The sequence below is a fragment of the Marinilabilia salmonicolor JCM 21150 genome, from assembly GCF_000259075.1.
Taxonomy (GTDB): domain Bacteria; phylum Bacteroidota; class Bacteroidia; order Bacteroidales; family Marinilabiliaceae; genus Marinilabilia; species Marinilabilia salmonicolor.
The window spans coordinates 219,060-237,317 of record NZ_AJKI01000011.1; the positions used below are offsets into that span (position 1 = coordinate 219,060).

The 18,258-nt window shown below is 41.9% G+C and carries 10 protein-coding genes; 6 read left to right on the top strand and 4 right to left on the bottom strand.

Going from position 1 to position 18,258, the window contains the following annotated elements:
• Window positions 1-2: 2 nt before the first annotated feature.
• Complete coding sequence (locus W7W_RS0108065; protein WP_029510481.1) at window positions 3-3,068, bottom strand: SusC/RagA family TonB-linked outer membrane protein; 3,066 nt, start codon at window positions 3,066-3,068, stop codon at window positions 3-5.
• Window positions 3,069-3,736: 668 nt separating this feature from the next.
• Window positions 3,737-7,948, bottom strand: a complete 4,212-nt coding sequence (locus W7W_RS0108080; protein ID WP_010663293.1) for a hybrid sensor histidine kinase/response regulator transcription factor — start codon at window positions 7,946-7,948, stop codon at window positions 3,737-3,739.
• Window positions 7,949-8,095: 147 nt separating this feature from the next.
• Here W7W_RS0108080 and W7W_RS0108085 point away from each other — a divergent pair, with 147 nt between their 5' ends.
• The 5 genes from W7W_RS0108085 to W7W_RS0108105 all read left to right on the top strand — a co-directional run bounded on the left by W7W_RS0108085 (window position 8,096) and on the right by W7W_RS0108105 (window position 13,932).
• Window positions 8,096-9,109 carry a LacI family DNA-binding transcriptional regulator gene (locus W7W_RS0108085; protein WP_010663294.1) on the top strand — a complete coding sequence of 338 codons (1,014 nt, stop codon included), beginning with the start codon at window positions 8,096-8,098 and terminating at the stop codon, window positions 9,107-9,109.
• Window positions 9,110-9,352: 243 nt separating this feature from the next.
• Window positions 9,353-10,096 carry an SDR family NAD(P)-dependent oxidoreductase gene (locus tag W7W_RS0108090; protein WP_010663295.1) on the top strand — a complete coding sequence of 248 codons (744 nt, stop codon included), beginning with the start codon at window positions 9,353-9,355 and terminating at the stop codon, window positions 10,094-10,096.
• Between the two features lie 38 nt (window positions 10,097-10,134).
• Window positions 10,135-11,343, top strand: coding sequence for a D-mannonate dehydratase ManD (gene manD / locus W7W_RS0108095; protein WP_010663296.1), 1,209 nt, complete (start codon window positions 10,135-10,137; stop codon window positions 11,341-11,343).
• An 80-nt stretch (window positions 11,344-11,423) separates the two neighbouring features.
• Window positions 11,424-12,803 (top strand): MFS transporter, encoded by a 1,380-nt coding sequence (locus tag W7W_RS0108100; RefSeq protein ID WP_010663297.1) that lies wholly within the window; start codon window positions 11,424-11,426, stop codon window positions 12,801-12,803.
• A 160-nt stretch (window positions 12,804-12,963) separates the two neighbouring features.
• Window positions 12,964-13,932, top strand: coding sequence for a glycoside hydrolase family 43 protein (locus W7W_RS0108105; protein ID WP_010663298.1), 969 nt, complete (start codon window positions 12,964-12,966; stop codon window positions 13,930-13,932).
• 86 nt (window positions 13,933-14,018) lie between these two features.
• On the opposite strand, the gene W7W_RS0108110 is transcribed toward W7W_RS0108105, so the two are convergent.
• Window positions 14,019-15,002: a hypothetical protein gene (locus W7W_RS0108110; RefSeq protein WP_010663299.1), complete on the bottom strand. Its 984-nt coding sequence runs from the start codon at window positions 15,000-15,002 to the stop codon at window positions 14,019-14,021.
• 196 nt (window positions 15,003-15,198) lie between these two features.
• A complete protein-coding gene (locus tag W7W_RS0108115; protein ID WP_010663300.1) occupies window positions 15,199-17,235 on the bottom strand; it encodes a hypothetical protein in 2,037 nt (678 codons plus the stop codon).
• Window positions 17,236-17,868: 633 nt separating this feature from the next.
• On the opposite strand from W7W_RS0108115, the gene W7W_RS0108120 reads away from it, so the two are divergent.
• The gene (locus W7W_RS0108120) at window positions 17,869-18,189 is read left to right on the top strand and encodes a single-stranded DNA-binding protein (protein ID WP_010663301.1); all 321 of its coding nucleotides are present in this window, start codon (window positions 17,869-17,871) and stop codon (window positions 18,187-18,189) included.
• The last annotated feature ends 69 nt before the right edge of the window (window positions 18,190-18,258 follow it).

Consider the following 18,258-nt stretch of genomic DNA (forward strand, 5'->3'; position numbering starts at 1 on the left):
TTTTAAAATGTCAAATTAATACCGAATAAGAAGTTTCTGGTAGAAGGTGTGTTGGTACCAATAGTAAGCAGTCGCTCCTGCATCTGATCGGTTACGGCAACATTCTCATCTGCATAAGAGTTGGTTTCAGGATCCATACCCGACTCATCATGATATGGTGAGAAGAGAACAAAAGGATTCTGAACTGTAAAATATACTCTCAAATTGTTCAGACCGGTTCTTTCCAACCACCCTTCACGATCGAAATTGTAGCCCAAAGTCATTGCACGCACTTTGAGATAGGATGCATCAAAATAACCCAGAGTGTTACCATATTTGGGGTTATCACCGCTGGTCAGGCCACCTGGCTTGGGATACCGTGCACCTGTATTTTGAGGTGTCCAGTAATCAACATCCACATTTCCTCTACGGCCACTCAACATATTGAGATATCCATTCGCTGAATACAAGGTACTTATAAGTGTCCCTCCATTCTGGAAAGCTCCGATTGCAGTGAAATCAAAGTTTTTATAAGCGACTCTTGTATTGAAGCCCCCCTGGAAATTGGGATCAACTTCAATAATCTGACGATCATCTGAACCAATACGACGGACAGGTGTTCCATCGTCGTTATATTCACCATCATATTTTACTTTAATCATACCTGCATTTCCCCCGGGCTCCAGAATATCCAGGTAAGGATCATCTTCCTGCCAAAGACCGGTACGCTCATAGTCATAGATTACATTGATGGGGTGTCCTACAAACCACCAGTTGCTTTCATCGACTTCGCGACCCGAAGAGAGTGCAACGAGCTCATTATTATTAGAGTAAAGATTCACTCCGGCTTCCCAGGTCCAACCATTTCTGTCATCAATGATTACACCATTAAGAGAAAGTTCAAACCCTTTATTCTGAGTCTCCCCTACATTTGCCATATAACTGCTCACCCCGGATGTTCCAGGCATATTAACACTCAACAGCAAATCTTTGGTGTTTTGCACATAATATTCAAAACTACCGGAAAGACGATGTTTCAAAAGAGAAAAATCGATACCATAGTTCCAGGTCTCAGAAAACTCCCATCCTAATTCATCATTGGGCAGTTCACTCACATACATACCAGTAGCATACTCACTCCCAAAATTATAAGGACGTAGATTCAGACGACCAAGTGTTTTGTAAGGATCTACTGCCTGATTGGATGTCTGTCCGTAACCAACACGAAGCTTTAGTCGGTTAACAAAGGAAACATTATCCATAAAGGACTCTTCAGAAATATTCCAACCGGCAGAAACTGCAGGATAAGAGTGCCATTTTTGCCCTTCTGCCAGGCGGGACGATGCATCAGACCTAAATGTAGCCATCAACATATACTTACTTTGGTAGGAATACATCACACGTCCCATCCATGACATCAGCCCACTTACGCTATAATCCTGGTTGTCCGGATCAATGGTTTTCTCACCCTGCGCATGTCCAAGATTGTAAAACTGAAATTTATCCGAAGGAATGTCTTTAGCAGACATATGTGATTTGTTGTAGCGTGTTTCCTCTGCTGAGTATAATGCAACAACATTCAAATTGTGCTTTCCGTTAAAAGTACGATCGTAGGTAAGCAAATTCTCAATAGCCCAATTAGTGGTCAGTGAATTAGCTACCATTGCTGTTGACTCAGTCGTCGGATTGGAGCTAAACACACCCTCACCGGTATATTCACCTTCATTCTTTGTACGGAAATTTAATCCCAGATTAGCTCTGTATTTGAGTCCCTCAATTCCGGGGATGCCAACCTCTGCAAACAAGGTATTGTAAGACCCAAAAGCTTTGTCCTGATCAATCCAGGCATCTCCAAGGGCATCTACAGTTTCCTCTGTATAAACCCACTGCTCATCGAGCGGCATATTAACCGTTCTTTGAGTTGTTCCATCCTCATTGAAAGGATCAGCAATTGGAGACATGCTCAAAACCCCATAAAGGCCCATATTGTTGCCATTAGAAACAGAGTAATTATTATTCGAGGTAAAACCAACACGAACATAATCACCTATTTCCTGATCAAGAGTTCCCCGGAAGGATATTCTTTCATAATTCTGGCCAGGAATAACCGCTTCATCCTTATAATAACCAACACCAAAGTTGTAGCTGGCTTTCTCAGTTCCACCGGAAACACTTAAATCGTGACTAGTAACCATTGCCGAAGAATAGAACAAATCCTGCCAATCTGTATTCACATCATCAAACTCATCAACAGTATTTGTGAATTGTCCGGCGGCCTGGCGCAAAGCCACAAAATCAGGTCCATCCATCATGGGGTATTCGGCAAAAAGACTCTTTACTCCATAATAACCATGATAGTTAACCGTGGCTTTTTGACCCTTTTGTCCTTTTTCGGTAGTAATCAAAATAACACCATTAGCTCCTCTGGAACCATATATAGCTGTTGAGGAAGCATCCTTCAAGATATCAATACTTTTAATATCATTAGGATTGATATCTCCGATAGAACCGGCAAATGGGATACCATCTAATACAACCAAAGGATCATTACTGGCATTAAGAGAACGAGTTCCTCTAATCCGAATTTGCATCTCCGACCCGGGCTTGGTAGATGTTCTGCTCATTTGAACTCCGGCAACCCTGCCTTGAAGCGCTTCTGACACATTGGAAGAAGGTACCTCACTCAGTTCATCACCCCGCATAGAAGCCACAGAACCAGTAACCGCCTCCTGTCGCTGTGTTCCGTAACCAACAACCACAACCTCATCAAGTGACATTAACTCCTCCTGAAGAACAACATCAATGGTTTGGCGTCCTCCAACAGGAATTACCTCAGATTGGAATCCGATAAAATTAAATACCAGATTTGCATCAGCAGGTACCTCAATAGAATATACCCCGTCCACATTGGTAATCGTTCCTGTAACAGTGCCTTGCACTATTATATTAACTCCGGGCAAAGGACCACCTGCAGGATCCGTTACTGTACCCGTTACTTTCACCTCTTGGGCAAAAGCAACAAAGGATACTGATAGAAAGAGATACAATGCAAGCATCGTTCCCTTTTTAAATACATTAGTTTTTCTCATGGAAATAAAATTTGTTGATTAGTAGATTGAAATTTTGATGATTCATTAACTTTTTATTAAAACAGAAGAATCTTACTCTTCCCAAACACATATCACAAGAATCGACACACTAAGCATTGCTAAACCAATATTCATCAAAAAACCCTAAAATTCCTTGCACGAAGTTAACAGGAAGCAGTAAGCCATGGGAGGAGAAACTTATTTTAAAGGCGTACTTATATGATAAAAGGTAAATTTTTAGTGTAAAATGGTGGATATTTTTAAGGATTGCCCATTTAGACGGCACAATCCTGTTAAAAACATTTAATAAAAGCGAAAATGATACTGACACCCTACCTCTTTAGCGATTCTTACAAACACAAAAAGTCAACCGGAAAAGTGGCTCATTTCGTTGGTGACAGAAGCGAACCAAAATCTTTCAACCTATCAAAAAAGGCCTGCCGGAAAATTCCGACAGGCCTTTACTTAAAAGGAACCTAAAGTATCATCAAAAATTTAGTCTTCCAGTTCACCGGTGAAGTCCTCACTAACATCACGACCAGCAAGGCCATCGGCAAAATATTTGTAAGCTACCTTACGTTCATAATCAGCATCCCACAACAATCTGACAATTTATCCTACCTTATTACCCCCTGGCAAAGCAATCTGCTATGAACTAATTATCAACATTACAAGTGGTGATCCTTAATATATTCTGTTGGTTTCTTACCAATTTGCCTGGAGAAGCACTTACTAAAGTACTTGGGATCTGAAAACCCTACCATAAAACTTACTTCAGAAACAGATAGCTTGTCCTGTCTGAAAATCTGGGCAGCCCTCTTTATTCTCATCGACCGGATAAATTCCACCAGAGAAAGCCCTGTCATTGACTTTACCTTTTTAAGAATAATAGAGTGACTCATATGCATTTCGTCCACCAGTACCGATACATCGAAAGAAGGATCTCCCATCTTATTTTCTGTTACTTCCATAAGTTTTGTCAAAAACTTTTCGTCTGCTGGAGTAATTAACTCCTCAGAAGGCTCAAGAGATAATTTCCCTGCAAAATTTTGCTTAAAAGCCATCCTTGACTTAACAAGAGAACCAACCTGAGCTTTAAGGATATTAACATTAAACGGCTTGGTAATATAACTATCAGCGCCGGTTTTAAGCCCCTCCAACATATTGTCATCCCCGGTTTTTGCAGTAAGCAGAACTATCGGTATATGACTGGTTTCAAAACGCTTTTTAAGACTTTCAGTCAGCTCGGTGCCCAACATTCCGGGAAGCATTACATCACAAATAATGATGTCCGGCATTTTGGATAATATCCCGGGGAATGCTTCTTTTCCATCATAAAAAACATCCACCCTAAATTCCTTTTCGAACACCCCTGCCAACCAGTTGGCCAACTCATGATCATCTTCCACAATACACATTCCCGGCTTTTCCCTTTCTTCATCATTCGTGGAAAAATCATTTTCTGAAACCGTTTCCACAACAAACCCGGAATCATTTCTTTCATCTGTCTTCGCAGACAGAAACCCTTCACTTTCCGTAATCTCTGCACTTCCCGAACTTTCAGGCAATATCATTTCGAAACAGCATCCTCCTTTTTCCCGATTGTAAGCCCTTACTTCTCCCTCGTTCAAAGCAACAAACTCCTTTACAATAGAAAGCCCGATTCCGGAACCGCCCAAATGTGAGTGTTCTCCGGTTTTCACCTGACTAAACCTTTCAAAAACCTTAGTAAGCAAATGGTCGGGAATTCCTGGTCCGGTATCACAAACACGCACCATCACCTTTCGCTCTCCGTGTGGCAAGTCCCCATTGTTACAATTCTCCAACTGAAGAGAGACTCTGCCTCCGGATGGAGTAAATTTCATTGCGTTAGACAATAGGTTATACAATGCTGTGGAAATCATTTTTTCATCTGAAGTAATCCATAACTCTTCAGTCGCTTCAACACAAACTTCAATATCCTTTTGATCCGCCAAAGAGTTAAAAGCAGCCAGGGTATCCTGGCACAAGGTCAAAAGATTAAACGTTACAGGTTTTACTTCAGAATGCCCGGTATCTATCTTTCGAAACTCAAGCAACTGATTCACCATGTTCAACAGACGCATCACATTCCGATGCATTATTGAAAGTGTACCGTAAACCTCATTATTTAAATCATTTCTGTTCAAAATTTCCTGAAGAGGGGCATGAATCAAGGTAAGAGGAGTACGGATTTCATGGGATATATTGGTAAAAAAGCGCATTTTTGCTTCAGTCAGCTCCTTATCCTTCCTGTGTTGGATACTCTCAATAATCAGATTGTTTTTCTGCTTGGCACCAATAAGGGAATACTTTCTAAAAGTAAACAACAAGAAAACGACCAGTGCAAAATAAACAAAATAGGCCCAGCCTGTTCTCCACAATGGAGGCTTAATGGTCACAAGAATGGAAGCCGTTTCCGAAAACCACTCCCCGGCACAGTCTGTAGCTTTAACTTCAAAAACATAATCACCTTCATGAAGGTTTGTGTAAGTAGTCCGTCGGTTTTCGCTATCCGTCTCCTGCCATGATTCGTTAAAGCCCTTCAATCGAAAAGCATATTTTATATCTCCCGGATTGGAAAAATGAAGTGCCGAAAACTCAAAAGTAACCTCATTATTCCTGTGAGACAATGTAAGATGATCCGTATAAGGAATATTTTTATCCAGAATATACTTCCCGCTCACCTTTTCACCCGGAAAGACCGGATTGTTATGCAAAAGCAGTCCGGTAATCTGAGGCTTTGGAGGAAAGGGATTAGACCGCATACTGTCGGGATGGAAAACCGCAACTCCGTCAACACCCCCAAAATACATTACTCCAGTATTCGGATCTTTGTAAGACGCATTGACATGAAACTCACCGGATGGCAACCCGTTGTTTACTCCATAATTTGTGAAAACCTCTTTTTCAACATTGAATCTGGATATTCCTTTATTAGTCCCCAGCCATAAGTAACCATGATTATCCTCCTCAATAAAAAGAACCAGACCTCCGGCTAATCCATCATCTTCTGAATAGGATCGAAAAGTTAGCTGTCCGTTTTCCGCAGATGTGGTAAGTCCTGATGACTCATCATATAAGACTTTATTCAACCCACTTCCGGTAGCCAGCCACATTTCTCCGTTCTGATCTTCCCATATATCATAAACATCATTATAGCTTAAACTGAGCGCATTTCCAGTAATGTTTTTGTAAGCTACAAATTCGCCGGTTCTAGCGACAACTTTCTCTTTACTACAAACATTCACTCCTCCACCTTTTGTACCTATCCAAAGAAGCCCCCGGGAATCTTCCAAAACACACAACACTTTATCACTGCTCAACCCCAAAGAATTGGCGGCCGTTCCATAATATTCCTCCACACGGTCAGTCTTCTTGTCAATAAACCCCAATCCCCGCCCCCAGGTACCAAACCAAATCCGGGAATCTGAGTCTTCAAACAATGAAAAAACAAAACCATTTACCAGATAATTTCTAGACTCTTCTGCCTGATTGTAAACAGTCACCCTGTTGCTTGCCGAACCGATCCACAACTCGTCTTCGCTATCGACCAATAAGGACATAACTTCTCTGGTATATTGCTCATCATCGAAGTAAACCCGGGAAATATTATTTCTTTTGGATATCCCTTGATTCTGAGTAGAAAAAACATCTATCCCTGCGGCCGCTGTACCCACCCAAAGACGTTCATCCATTCCGGTAATGGCAGTTACCAGATTATCACTAAGTCCTTTATCAGGCGTATTCCCGGGACGAATAACATGAAAGCCTCTGGAATAAAGATCCAAATAAGTCAAACCCTTACTTTCAGTTCCTATCCAGAGAATACCGGTTCGGTCAATCATCAAAGAGTTGATAAGGTCATCGGGAAGAGATGCATTATTTCCCTGCACATATTTATATTGCGCACTTACGCGGTCTTTAGAGATTTTAAAGAGGCCTCCCCCCCTGGATCCAACCCACAAATTTCCCAAATGATCAAAAGCAAGATCTTCAACCCAATCAACTTCAAGCCTCTGTGCAACCGACGATGCACCAGTGTAGAAATGCTCAAGTTCGACCCCGGGCTCAGTAATCATTCCTTCAGGAATTTTAAACAGTCCTTCATAAGAACCTGCCCAAACATTTCCTTGTTCATCGACTACAATCGAAGTAAACACAGTTACGCCCAACGTCTGATCCGAAATGGAAGTAAACTCATTCCTTTTAATATCATATCTAAACAAGCCTTCCTCACCCCCAACAAACAAAATTCCTTCGCGAATTTCTTGAATCACAGTAATAGAAATATTTTTTTTCCCGGGTTCAAATATCTTTCCTTCCGAATTAAAATATCTAGCCGTTTCAGAAACGTTTCGAATCATATTTCGCTCTCCTGTCTCATCAGCAGAGAACAACAATAACCCTTCGGAAGTACCTGCCCATAAATTATTCAGACTGTCAGTCTCAAGATCCTGAACCAAATCATCATAGGTGAGATTATTGAACCGGGTGATATCACCTGTCGCAAAATCCAATCTATTGATACCACCACTTCGGGTACCTATCCACAAATATTTATTCTGATCGTTTTCGAGACAAATAATTTCATTATTGGAAAGAGATTCCGGGTTATTCTGAATGTATTTGTAGGAAAGAAACTCATATCCGTCATAACGATTCAGACCATCCTTTGTTCCTATCCATATAAACCCTTTATCATCTTGAAGCATGCAATAGACAGAAGATTGTGACAAGCCCTGACCGACAGGTATATCCCGGAAAAAAAGTTCTGAGTTCCAATAGGAGCGCCCTTCTGCAGCAGTTAAAGCCATGAAAGACAACAATAAAAAATTAATAACCAACTTTTTGCACTTCATCAGCGATTTTTTTTCAGCAGAGAACTGATTCCAATTTACTATTCTTTTGCCGGATTCTGCACAAAGTTAAAAAATATTTTATTTTACGCAATCGATTGCGCAAAGCGAATCATTATTCTTACATTTGCACTTCAGAACTTTAGAAAAATGCAAAAAAAGGAAGTCACCATATACGATATAGCACAAGCGTTGCAAGTGTCTCCGGCCACGGTAAGCAGAGGATTAAAAAACCATCCTTCCATCAGCAAAAAGACCTGTCAAAAAATCCAGGAAACTGCGCAAAAAATGGGATATCGGTCCAATGCTCTTGCCAGCAGTCTTCGAACCAGCAGGAGCTTCACTCTGGGCGTTATTGTTCCGCGACTGGACAGTAATTTCATGTCAACCGTTCTTGCCGGGATGGAAAAATCGGCAGTAGAACTGGGGTATCACCTCATCATAATGCAGTCTTTCGAAACTTTGGAAAAAGAGAAAGAGTGTGCACAACTGCTATTTAACCACCGGGTGGATGGGCTGTTGGTCTCAACATCTGCAGAGACAGGCCACATAGAACATTTTGCACCTTTTTTAGCCAAAAGTATTCCCGTACTTTTTTTTGACAGAGCCCCTTTAGATCCACATCCTTTCAGCAGTGTTACCATTGACAATCATCGGGCAGGCTACGAACTAACAAGAATCATGTTACAAAAAGGAGCCACCCGGTTGCTTCACATTACCGGAAACACCGGACTCAGGGTATATAAAGAACGACTGGAAGGGTTCAAAGCTGCACTTAAAGAATTTAACCTCTCTTACTCAACCGACAACCTCTGGCAAACCAATCTGGGCGTTGAAGACGGAATCCGGGCTGCAGCAAAGATACTTCAAATGCACCCATTGCCTGATGGGATCTTTGTGGCCAATGACACCTGCGCCATTGCCATTATCAACCATCTTCAAAGTAACAACATTCTAATACCAGGTCAAATTCAGGTATCCGGATTCAACAATGATCCTTTTGCTTCACTATTTACACCACAACTCACCACAGTGGAATATCCGGGGATTGCAATGGGGGAAAGAGCAGTTGAAACCATCATCGATCTGATTCAAAACAAAATTAAAACCACAAAAAAAGAATCGCTGGACTTTAAACTAATCAACCGTTCGTCCACACGGTGAATAGGAATCTGGATTCAGAAGGCAGCCTATTTTCTTTAGCCTGCTTTATTCATAAGTTTTCGTTATGAGATGTTCAAATATCAAGAAATACAAGCAACCACAGGCAAATTTGGCGCAGGAAATAGTGACCTATTTTTAAATCATATTTAGCGAGGACGCTGGTATTTTGTCGATAGTTGGACATCGCAATAGATAATTTGTGAATAATGCAGGTTAGAGTTTAATAATTAAAACGTATAAATTATGACAAAGCAAAAAACAGCAATCATCACAGGTGGAACCACCGGCCTGGGAAAAGCAATTACCAAAACATTTATTGATGCAGGAATTTTCACCATCATCATCGACCTGAATGAGGAAAACCTGAATGCAGCAAAAAATGAATTTGGAGACAAATCCGGTTATGAACTCTTCAACCTGGCAGAACTGGATAAGATCCCTGCTTTGGTGAATTCATTGGAAGAAAAATACGGGCATTTGGACATCCTGGTTAATAACGCAGGAATCCATCTCAAAAAATTCGCATTGGATGTCACAGATGAAGAATTCAAAAGAGTCATCGAAATCAACCAAAATGTAATCTTCTCATTATCCAGAGAGGTCGCCCGCAAAATGATTAAGCATGAATCAGGCGCTATCCTCAATATCAGCTCAATGGCAGCCATTTACGGGATACCGCAGGTAATCGCTTATACCGCAGCAAAAACGGCAGTAGAAGGAATGACCAGAGCCATGGCAGTGGAGTGGTCTCCAAAGGGAGTCAGGGTAAATGCCATTGCCCCCGGATTCATTTATTCAAAAATGTCAGGCAAAGCGCTGGACAGTGACCCCGAACGCAAGCAAAAGGTATTCTCACGAACGCCGATGGGACGGATGGGAAATCCGGAAGAAGTTGGCTCTGCAGCCCTGTTCATGGTTTCGGATGCAGCCAGCTACATCACAGGAGCTGTCCTGCCTGTTGACGGAGGAAACTCCATTGGATTTTAGTCCTGCCAGCTGATTCTAAAACATCAAAAAAAAATATCATGAAAATTACCAATGCAAAAGTGATTGTTTGTTCCCCCGGCAGGAACTTCGTCACTTTAAAGATATATACCGATCAAGGCGTATATGGTTTGGGCGATGCAACACTTAATGGACGGGAACTTGCAGTAGCAACCTACCTTAAGGAGTATTGCATTCCTGCGCTGATCGGGAAAGACCCCCGGAACATCGAAGACATCTGGCATTATTTCTACCGTGGTGTTTATTGGAAAAGAGGTGCTGTTACGATGACTGCCATATCCGCCATCGACATGGCATTATGGGATATCAAAGGCAAAATGCTGAACACCCCTCTTTACAATCTTCTGGGAGGAAAAAGCCGGGACCGGGTAATGGTATATGCCCATGCCAACGGGGTAGATCTGGATCATGCACTGGAAAGTGTAGCTCACGAAGTTGATCAGGGCTTTAAAGCCATTCGCGTGCAATCGGGAATTCCCGGACTGGATCACACTTACGGGGTGGCCAAAAAAGGGGAAAAATATGAACCTGCCGGCAAGGGACTTCCTAAGGAGGACTTCTGGGATACGCACAAATACCTAAACTGGGCTCCTAAACTGTTTAGCAAAGTCAGAGAACACTTCGGTGAAGACCTTCTTCTTTTACACGATGTTCATCACCGTCTGACGCCCATAGAAGCAGGACGATTGGGAAAAGAGTTGGAGCCATTTCATCTTTATTGGATGGAAGACGCCGTAACAGGCGAACTTCAGGAAGGGTTAGAAATTGTTCGTCAGCACACAACAACCCCAATCGCCATTGGAGAAGTTTTCAATTCTGTATATGATTATACGACGCTTATCTCAAAACAGCTCATCGATTTTGTCCGGATGCCGATTGTACATGGGGGAGGAATCACGCATCTCCAAAAAGTGGCCGCATTTGCCTCCATCTATCATGTCCAGACAGGATTCCATGGGGCCACCGATTTATCCCCGGTAAATATGGCTGCGGCACTGCATTTCGATTTTGCCATCAATAATTTCGGAATCCAGGAGTACATGCCTCATGAAGAAATTGTCAATGAGGTATTCAAAACCAATTACACTTTTGAAGACGGCTACATGTACATTGACGACACTCCCGGAATTGGAGTGGACATTGACGAAGAAGCGGCAGAAAAATTCCCGTACAATCCGGCAAGCTTGCCAGTCAACCGCAAAGCCGACGGAACCCTGTTTTATTGGTAAATAACAACCATATCAATAATGCCGGTTTCTTTTAATTAAGATGATTGTTTCTATATTTGTCAGGAACAATCATCTTTTTTATGACCTGGACACGCAAACAACTATCCATCCTGGCAATTGTAGCCATCACCTCGTTCATGGGAACCTTTTTAATTTCTTCCATCAACATTGCTTTGCCGGCCATAGAAAAAAGTTTCGGACTGGATGCCGTAACCCTCAGCTGGGTCATTACTGCATTTCTTCTTGCAATGGCTATTCTGTTACTTCCGGTAGGACGCTGGGGCGATTTAACAGGCATTCGAAGATTGTTCAAAGCGGGGGTGCTCCTTTTTACCATTTCCTCTTTACTTTGCGCTATGGCTCCATCCGGGCTCTGGCTAATCATTTTCAGACTAATGCAGGGAGCCGGGGCCGCACTATCCAGCACAACCGGTCCGGCCATTTTAGTGTCCGGCTTCCCCATAAATCAACGCGGAAGAGTTTTAGGAATATCCACCTCTGCTGTTTATCTGGGACTTGCCTTTGGTCCATTTGCAGGAGGACTTCTGACCCAATCACTTGGCTGGAGATCTATTTTCTATACATCTTTTATAATAGGAATTCTGGTTGTGACCATCACCTGGGTTTTCCTCGGAAAAGATAAAGTGCCTAAAGATTCTCAACCTCAAAAAATTAATCTTAAAGGGTTGATATTTTATATAGCCGGATTGATATCATTGGTTTATGGCTCTTCCATTATTCCCGAGGTTACCGGATGGACCCTTATGGCACTGGGAGTGCTTGCATTAATCATTTTCTGGAGCATTGAATCACGGTCAACAAACCCAGTAATTCAGACGGAACTATTCACAAAAAACCGACTGTTTGCCTTTTCTAACCTCGCCGCGCTTATCAACTACAGCGCCACTTTTGCCATTGTCTTTTTACTTAGCCTTTATCTCCAGAAAATCCAGGGGTTAAGTCCCCGGGATGCAGGCATCATCCTCGTAGCGCAACCCATCATGATGGCAGTATTTTCGCCGGTTGCAGGACGCGCTTCAGATAAAATTCAACCCCGTTATCTGGCCACCATTGGCATGACCATGTGCACGCTGGGACTGGCTGCCTTTGCCTTTTTGAATGAAAACACACCACTTTGGGGAATCGTAGCCCTGCTAATCTGGGTCGGTCTTGGCTTTGCACTGTTCTCCTCACCCAACATGAACACCATCATGAGTTCTGTCGATAAAACAAAATATGGTCTGGCCTCAGGAACTGCGGCAACTATGCGTGTAGTGGGCCAAATAACAAGCATGACAATTGCCACATTCTTTTTTGCCCTTTTATTTAGCGGCAAAGCAGTAGATATCATAGAAAACGAAACATTTCTGATAGCCATGCAATATGGCTTTATCACCTTTGCACTTATTGCAATTGCAGGAATCTGGTTTTCTTTCTCCCGGGGCAGCATAAAACGATAATGCTAATTTTTTTGCTTCCATTCAGTTTTTGTTGCTTAACACCATACCATCACCGGTATAAATAATGAATTCAGGAGGACAAAATGGTAATTCTGTTTTGGGCCATCAGATGACTCATCAATTTTCTTTAATCTTGTGAAAGAAACTGAAAAACTGAGTCATGAAGGCAATAAAGAAATTAAAAAACAGATCTCTGATTTGGACAGCAATTCTGGGGTTTAGCCTGCAGGTAAATGCACAAAACCCCGTTATTACAGAAAAGCATACCGCCGATCCGGCTGCCATTGTTCACAATGACACCGTTTATCTATATGCAGGCCATGACGAAGCAGCGCACGATTTTCACTTTTACAATCTTAACGAATGGCTCATCTACTCCTCCACAGATATGGTTAACTGGAGAGAGGAATCTGCCTTCCCTGTCACTGAGTTTAAGTGGGCCAGCGGAGATGCATGGGCAGCAGAAGTTATTGAGAAAGACGGAAAGTTTTATTGGTACGTCACAGTACATCATAAAGATGTGGATGGGAAAGCCGGGAAAGCCATTGGTGTTGCAGTTGCCGAATCTCCCACAGGCCCCTTTAAAGATGCCATCGGTTCCGCACTTATTACAAATAATATGACCACGGATATTGATATTGACTGGGACGACATAGACCCCACTGTTTTCATCGATCACAATGGCACTCCCTGGCTGTTCTGGGGGAACACCAAATGCTACTACGCAAAACTGAAAGAGAACATGATTGAACTGGCAGGTCCCATCAAAGAAGTTGAAGGACTTCCAAATTTCACTGAAGCCCCTTATATCCATAAGAAAGGAGATTATTATTACCTGACCTATGCTTATGAGTTCCCTGAGAAAACAGCATATGCCATGAGCAAAAGCATCGAAGGTCCCTGGGAATATAAAGGGATTTTGAATGAAATTGCCGGAAACAGCAACACCAACCATCAGGCAATTCTGGAGTACAAAGGAAATGATTATTTCATTTACCACAATGGCGGTATTCCAACTCAGGGAGGCAGCTTCAGACGATCTGTTTGTGTAGATTACCTTTATTATAACCCCGATGGAACACTAAAAAGAATAATCATGACCAGTGAGGGGGTTAACCCTGCAAAATAAAAAGACCTCAAATCCTGTGTGCTTCCCCCCAAAAAAGGATTTAAGCCAACAGACAGGCCCTCAGCCGGACCTGTCTGTTTTTATATTTACTCATCCTCCGGGGATTCATCCTTATTGTTAAAGTTTACAGACCCCAGATTGGTAAGCTGGTAATCTCCCGGCACAAAGCGAATCGATGCAGCATCATTCAACTCAGTTACCTGCATCATATTCGTTTCTCCCGTTTCTTTGTCTAAACTTTCACTCTCCATAATCATCCCGTTGTATATGCCATGTGAATACAAGCCTGCCTTGAAAATCGACGAAAAAGTATCATTCGCTTTCCACTCCGCTTCTTTTGTCACCCAGAAACTCCCTTTATCTACTTCTGTATCAAACGCATATTCCTCACATTTACAACCGGCAATCATTTTTGTTCTACCCGTTTTCTTATACCGGGAATCATAAAGATCCGAATCCTCTGTCTCCTCTTCATAGGTTTCCGAATCATCCTCTATGGCCTCATCAAAAAATTTTATCCCATAGACAACCCCTGTCTTCTCACCATTATCATCCGACAATATAATAGTGGCTCCATTGGCATAATCCATAATAAAAATGCCCTTTTGAGGTCCTTCCCGATGAGACGGATTTCCGGAGATAAACTCATATGCAAAATTCTTCTCCCCAGGTGATAAATAAGTCACCACATCGCCCTCATCGGTTACCTGTCCGCGATTGTCCATGTTTTTATAATGCATGTTCATTTTAGAGGAAAAATGATAACTGTCTGAAATGGGTACCGGCTCTGATGACACACCCATTTTTTCCATCAGGGCACTCATTTTTTTGCGCGAACGTTCTTCTCCGGGAGCTGCTGCTTCTTCCTCTCCATTATCTACAGATTCTTCCAGACTATTGAACCCTTCATCGATTTTCTCATCCAGTTTTTGATCGGCTTTTTCTTCTGCCTTCTGTTCAACTTTTTCCGAGGCTTTCCTTGCTACCCGCTCCAGGAATCCCTGACCGGTAACCGTAATCGGGAGCATCAGGAGTAACAACAAAACGGTAAAATTCATTTTATTCTCCATGGCTTAATATTTTGTTATTATTTCTATTTCAAGCGAATATATCCACAGAGCCTACCATTGTCAACTAAAAAACCACAGACTTCTGTTTTTAATTGATAAAAGATATTTCCTGATTTGATTTTTCAACAACCTGCTAAAATGAAAAAAACCGCATCTTCAACGGAAGTATGCGGTTTGAAATGAAATAATTGTTCTGTCAGATCTGTTTCAATGCCTCTTTGGCTGCTTCAATCATAGGATGAACATCAATGGGACTTCCAACCGCTTCCATCATCCATTGATTGGGAGTTAACCGTCCCTGCCTGAAGATTCGCTGAACCTCTTCAGCAAAGTCTTGTTCCGTCAAATACTGCTCCAACTGAAACTCAATGATATTTCCATACGCATATGCAGATAAATACAATGGATAACTTACCATGTGACTATAAATTGCCAAAACAGGCTCATCCTTCATCCCGTAAACCGGTGCATAATAATTATTCCAAATTTCTTTGGCCAAAGTAACAGTAGCATCTTTCAACTCTGAAGCTGTTGCATCGGGGTGCTCATACAGCCATTTCCAGACGCGCATATCAAGCAAAGAAACGCCCATTATCTCATAAGTGGACCACAGCACATCAAGCGTTTTTAATGCTTCTTGTTCAGGGCTTTTATCTGATCGTCCAAGAAGCTGAAGATCCCGTTTTTGAAAGATAAAAGCCAAAGCTTCTGTAAAGGCAGTATTGGGCACACCATTCAGCATATAATAATCCACATCGTACAAGGACAAAGTCTGTTCCACGTTGTGGCCAAATTCGTGTATTGCAATATTGTATCCTTTATAATCCATTCCGCTCTCAGGCACTCGGGTGCGTAAGTGAGACTGCTGTCCTTTCATTGCTGCACCCCATGCGTGACCGGAGCCCCGTGCCGGATCTACGGTAATTTTTTCGCCCAAGGAATGTGCTTTCTCCGCAGGAAAACCAAGTTTGATAAGCAGGTCAGGTAAATCGGAATCCAAAGCAGCCGCATCAGGATACAATTTTCGTGTTTGAGCGGTCAAATGTTCTTCATTGATATTGCTGCGGGCTTTAAACCCGTCGTACCAGATATCAAATGGTTCCAAAGGACGTCCTAACCGCTCACTGATCAGCGTTCCCACCTCTTTCAACACCTCCGATTCCAGAAACTCAACAAAAAGTGCCTCCACCTCCGGCTGCGAAATCTCCATTTCCCCTTCAAACTTTCTTTTAATGTAGGTATCCAGTGGAGTATAAGCATCCATTGCTCTTAGTGCCCGAAAATTATTAACAATCTGCTGATATCGCGTATCAGGCTCAGAATCGAGGGTTACTTCAGAGCCATTCGCAAAAACTTGATTTGTGTAAGGATTCCACAGGAACTCGCCATTATTAATGACATCGTTAGGAATCGATTGTGAAATAATCCTTTTCATCACCTGATAGATCATTTTTTGCTTTTGCAACCCCACATTCCCGAGCGGATAATTGGCCTTCAATTCATCACGAAGGTTCCAATGGGAAAGTAGCACCATGTGTTCAGGAAAAGGACGATTACCTGCCTCATCCACCAAATTACCTGCATAGATGTTGTACTGACTGATATACACATCCGAATTGGATCCTACCCGTGATACCTCCTGCTTCAGATGAGCGGGAATTCTGGAAGTAAAAACATCACCCATTCTGGCATAAGCCCAGTCAAGACGGGTCCACTCTTTCGCAAACTCCTTTTTCTCCGAAAGCGAATAAAACGGAAAATTAAGTGCCACTTCAAAAGCAATTTTCCCGGCGAACAAATCCTCCTGAAGGTGAGCAGAGGGATTAAACCCACCAAAAGTTTCATCAATTGGTTTAATCTCGCCATACTTTAAATGTAACGGTTCCTGTAACTCCAGGGAAATCATATTGAAATGACCATTCAGGATTTCCAGATTTCGACTAATCTTATCAAACAGAATCCTGCGTTCTTCCTCATCACTCACGAAATGCTCCTCGCAAAACGCTTTAAAATCAGATGGCGTTCCATCCTCCTCATACCAAAGAGAGGCCGCATGGTTCACTCCTCTTTCAATCCGCAATTCAAGATCCGGATAATTGTTTTTCAAAGCTTCAATAGTGGAACTTTTCACTTCATCACTCACAAAAGCCAAATTGGATTGGGTGACCACCTTGTGCTCACATGAGCATAAACTCATAACCAAAATTAAAAACAATAAATAATTAGTTCTCATTTGTATAGAATCTTTTAATGCTTAAGTTAATAGTTGCGTGTGGATGTTTAAAGATTGCTTCGGCCTGAGCCCTCGCATTGAAAACGCCACACCGCAGGGGGGAGGGCAACGCCGGAAGGAATCTCTAATTGCAAAAACGTAATTTTAAACTATAGCCTCTTTTAATTACTAACCTACCATATAAACAAAACGGACAATTATATATATTTCAAACAATTAACACTAAAACAACCCATGCTGATTCTGCTTTTACAGACTTCTTATTAAAAAATTGCATGCCTGGAACCAAACCTCCATGACATGCCCCGTGGCTGTTATTCAAAGACCTTCTGCCTTAAAAAAACACAACTCTGTTTTGTCAAATTAGCCTCATGTGTTTTTCTGAAAGGTAAAATCCCACCTTTTAAAGAGCTCCTTTATTCAAACCAAAGACAATAAAGCAGATAAATACAAAGATAAATTTAACAACGCGGCATATGAATGATAAATATCTTAAAATAACCGAATCATCAGACGTTACCAAAATGTATAAATCAATCTAAAACTGGACTTTTAAAAAACTAATTCATAGATTTACAAACATATAGTGCTGACAAGTTATGCCCTTTTTTATTAACCCTTAAATAAATTGTCATGTTAAAAATGATTCTGTCCGGTGCACTCGGACATGATGCCGAAATCAAAGAAGTAGGCAAAAAGAAAGCCATCAATTTCGATGTTGCCGTTTCAATGGATTACAAAGACCAACAAGGAAACAAAGTAGAACGGACCGAATGGGTGCGTGCTGTATTGTGGAAAAACGACGGACAAAGCACCAAAGTGGCGGAATTTCTTACTAAAGGGAAAAAAGTGTTGATTGAAGGCGTTCCCACCAGCGAAGGCTACAAAGGAAAAGATGGCGACATCAAATCGACTTTGAACGTAAATGTAAAAGAGCTTGAGCTGATTAAATAGTGCCTGTCTATAAAGTCGGGAAAGTTTGTAAACAGTCATGTGTCTGGTCAGAAAGTGCCAGTTGCAAAG

Coding starts and splice junctions, on each gene's coding strand:
- W7W_RS0108110 (WP_010663299.1), bottom strand. CDS start 15,002: ATGGAGAATAAAATGAATTTTACCGTTTTGTTGTTACTCCTGATGCTC.
- W7W_RS0108065 (WP_029510481.1), bottom strand. CDS start 3,068: ATGAGAAAAACTAATGTATTTAAAAAGGGAACGATGCTTGCATTGTAT.
- W7W_RS0108115 (WP_010663300.1), bottom strand. CDS start 17,235: ATGAGAACTAATTATTTATTGTTTTTAATTTTGGTTATGAGTTTATGC.
- W7W_RS0108105 (WP_010663298.1), top strand. CDS start 12,964: ATGAAGGCAATAAAGAAATTAAAAAACAGATCTCTGATTTGGACAGCA.
- W7W_RS0108085 (WP_010663294.1), top strand. CDS start 8,096: ATGCAAAAAAAGGAAGTCACCATATACGATATAGCACAAGCGTTGCAA.
- W7W_RS0108090 (WP_010663295.1), top strand. CDS start 9,353: ATGACAAAGCAAAAAACAGCAATCATCACAGGTGGAACCACCGGCCTG.
- W7W_RS0108120 (WP_010663301.1), top strand. CDS start 17,869: ATGTTAAAAATGATTCTGTCCGGTGCACTCGGACATGATGCCGAAATC.
- manD (WP_010663296.1), top strand. CDS start 10,135: ATGAAAATTACCAATGCAAAAGTGATTGTTTGTTCCCCCGGCAGGAAC.
- W7W_RS0108100 (WP_010663297.1), top strand. CDS start 11,424: ATGACCTGGACACGCAAACAACTATCCATCCTGGCAATTGTAGCCATC.
- W7W_RS0108080 (WP_010663293.1), bottom strand. CDS start 7,948: ATGAAGTGCAAAAAGTTGGTTATTAATTTTTTATTGTTGTCTTTCATG.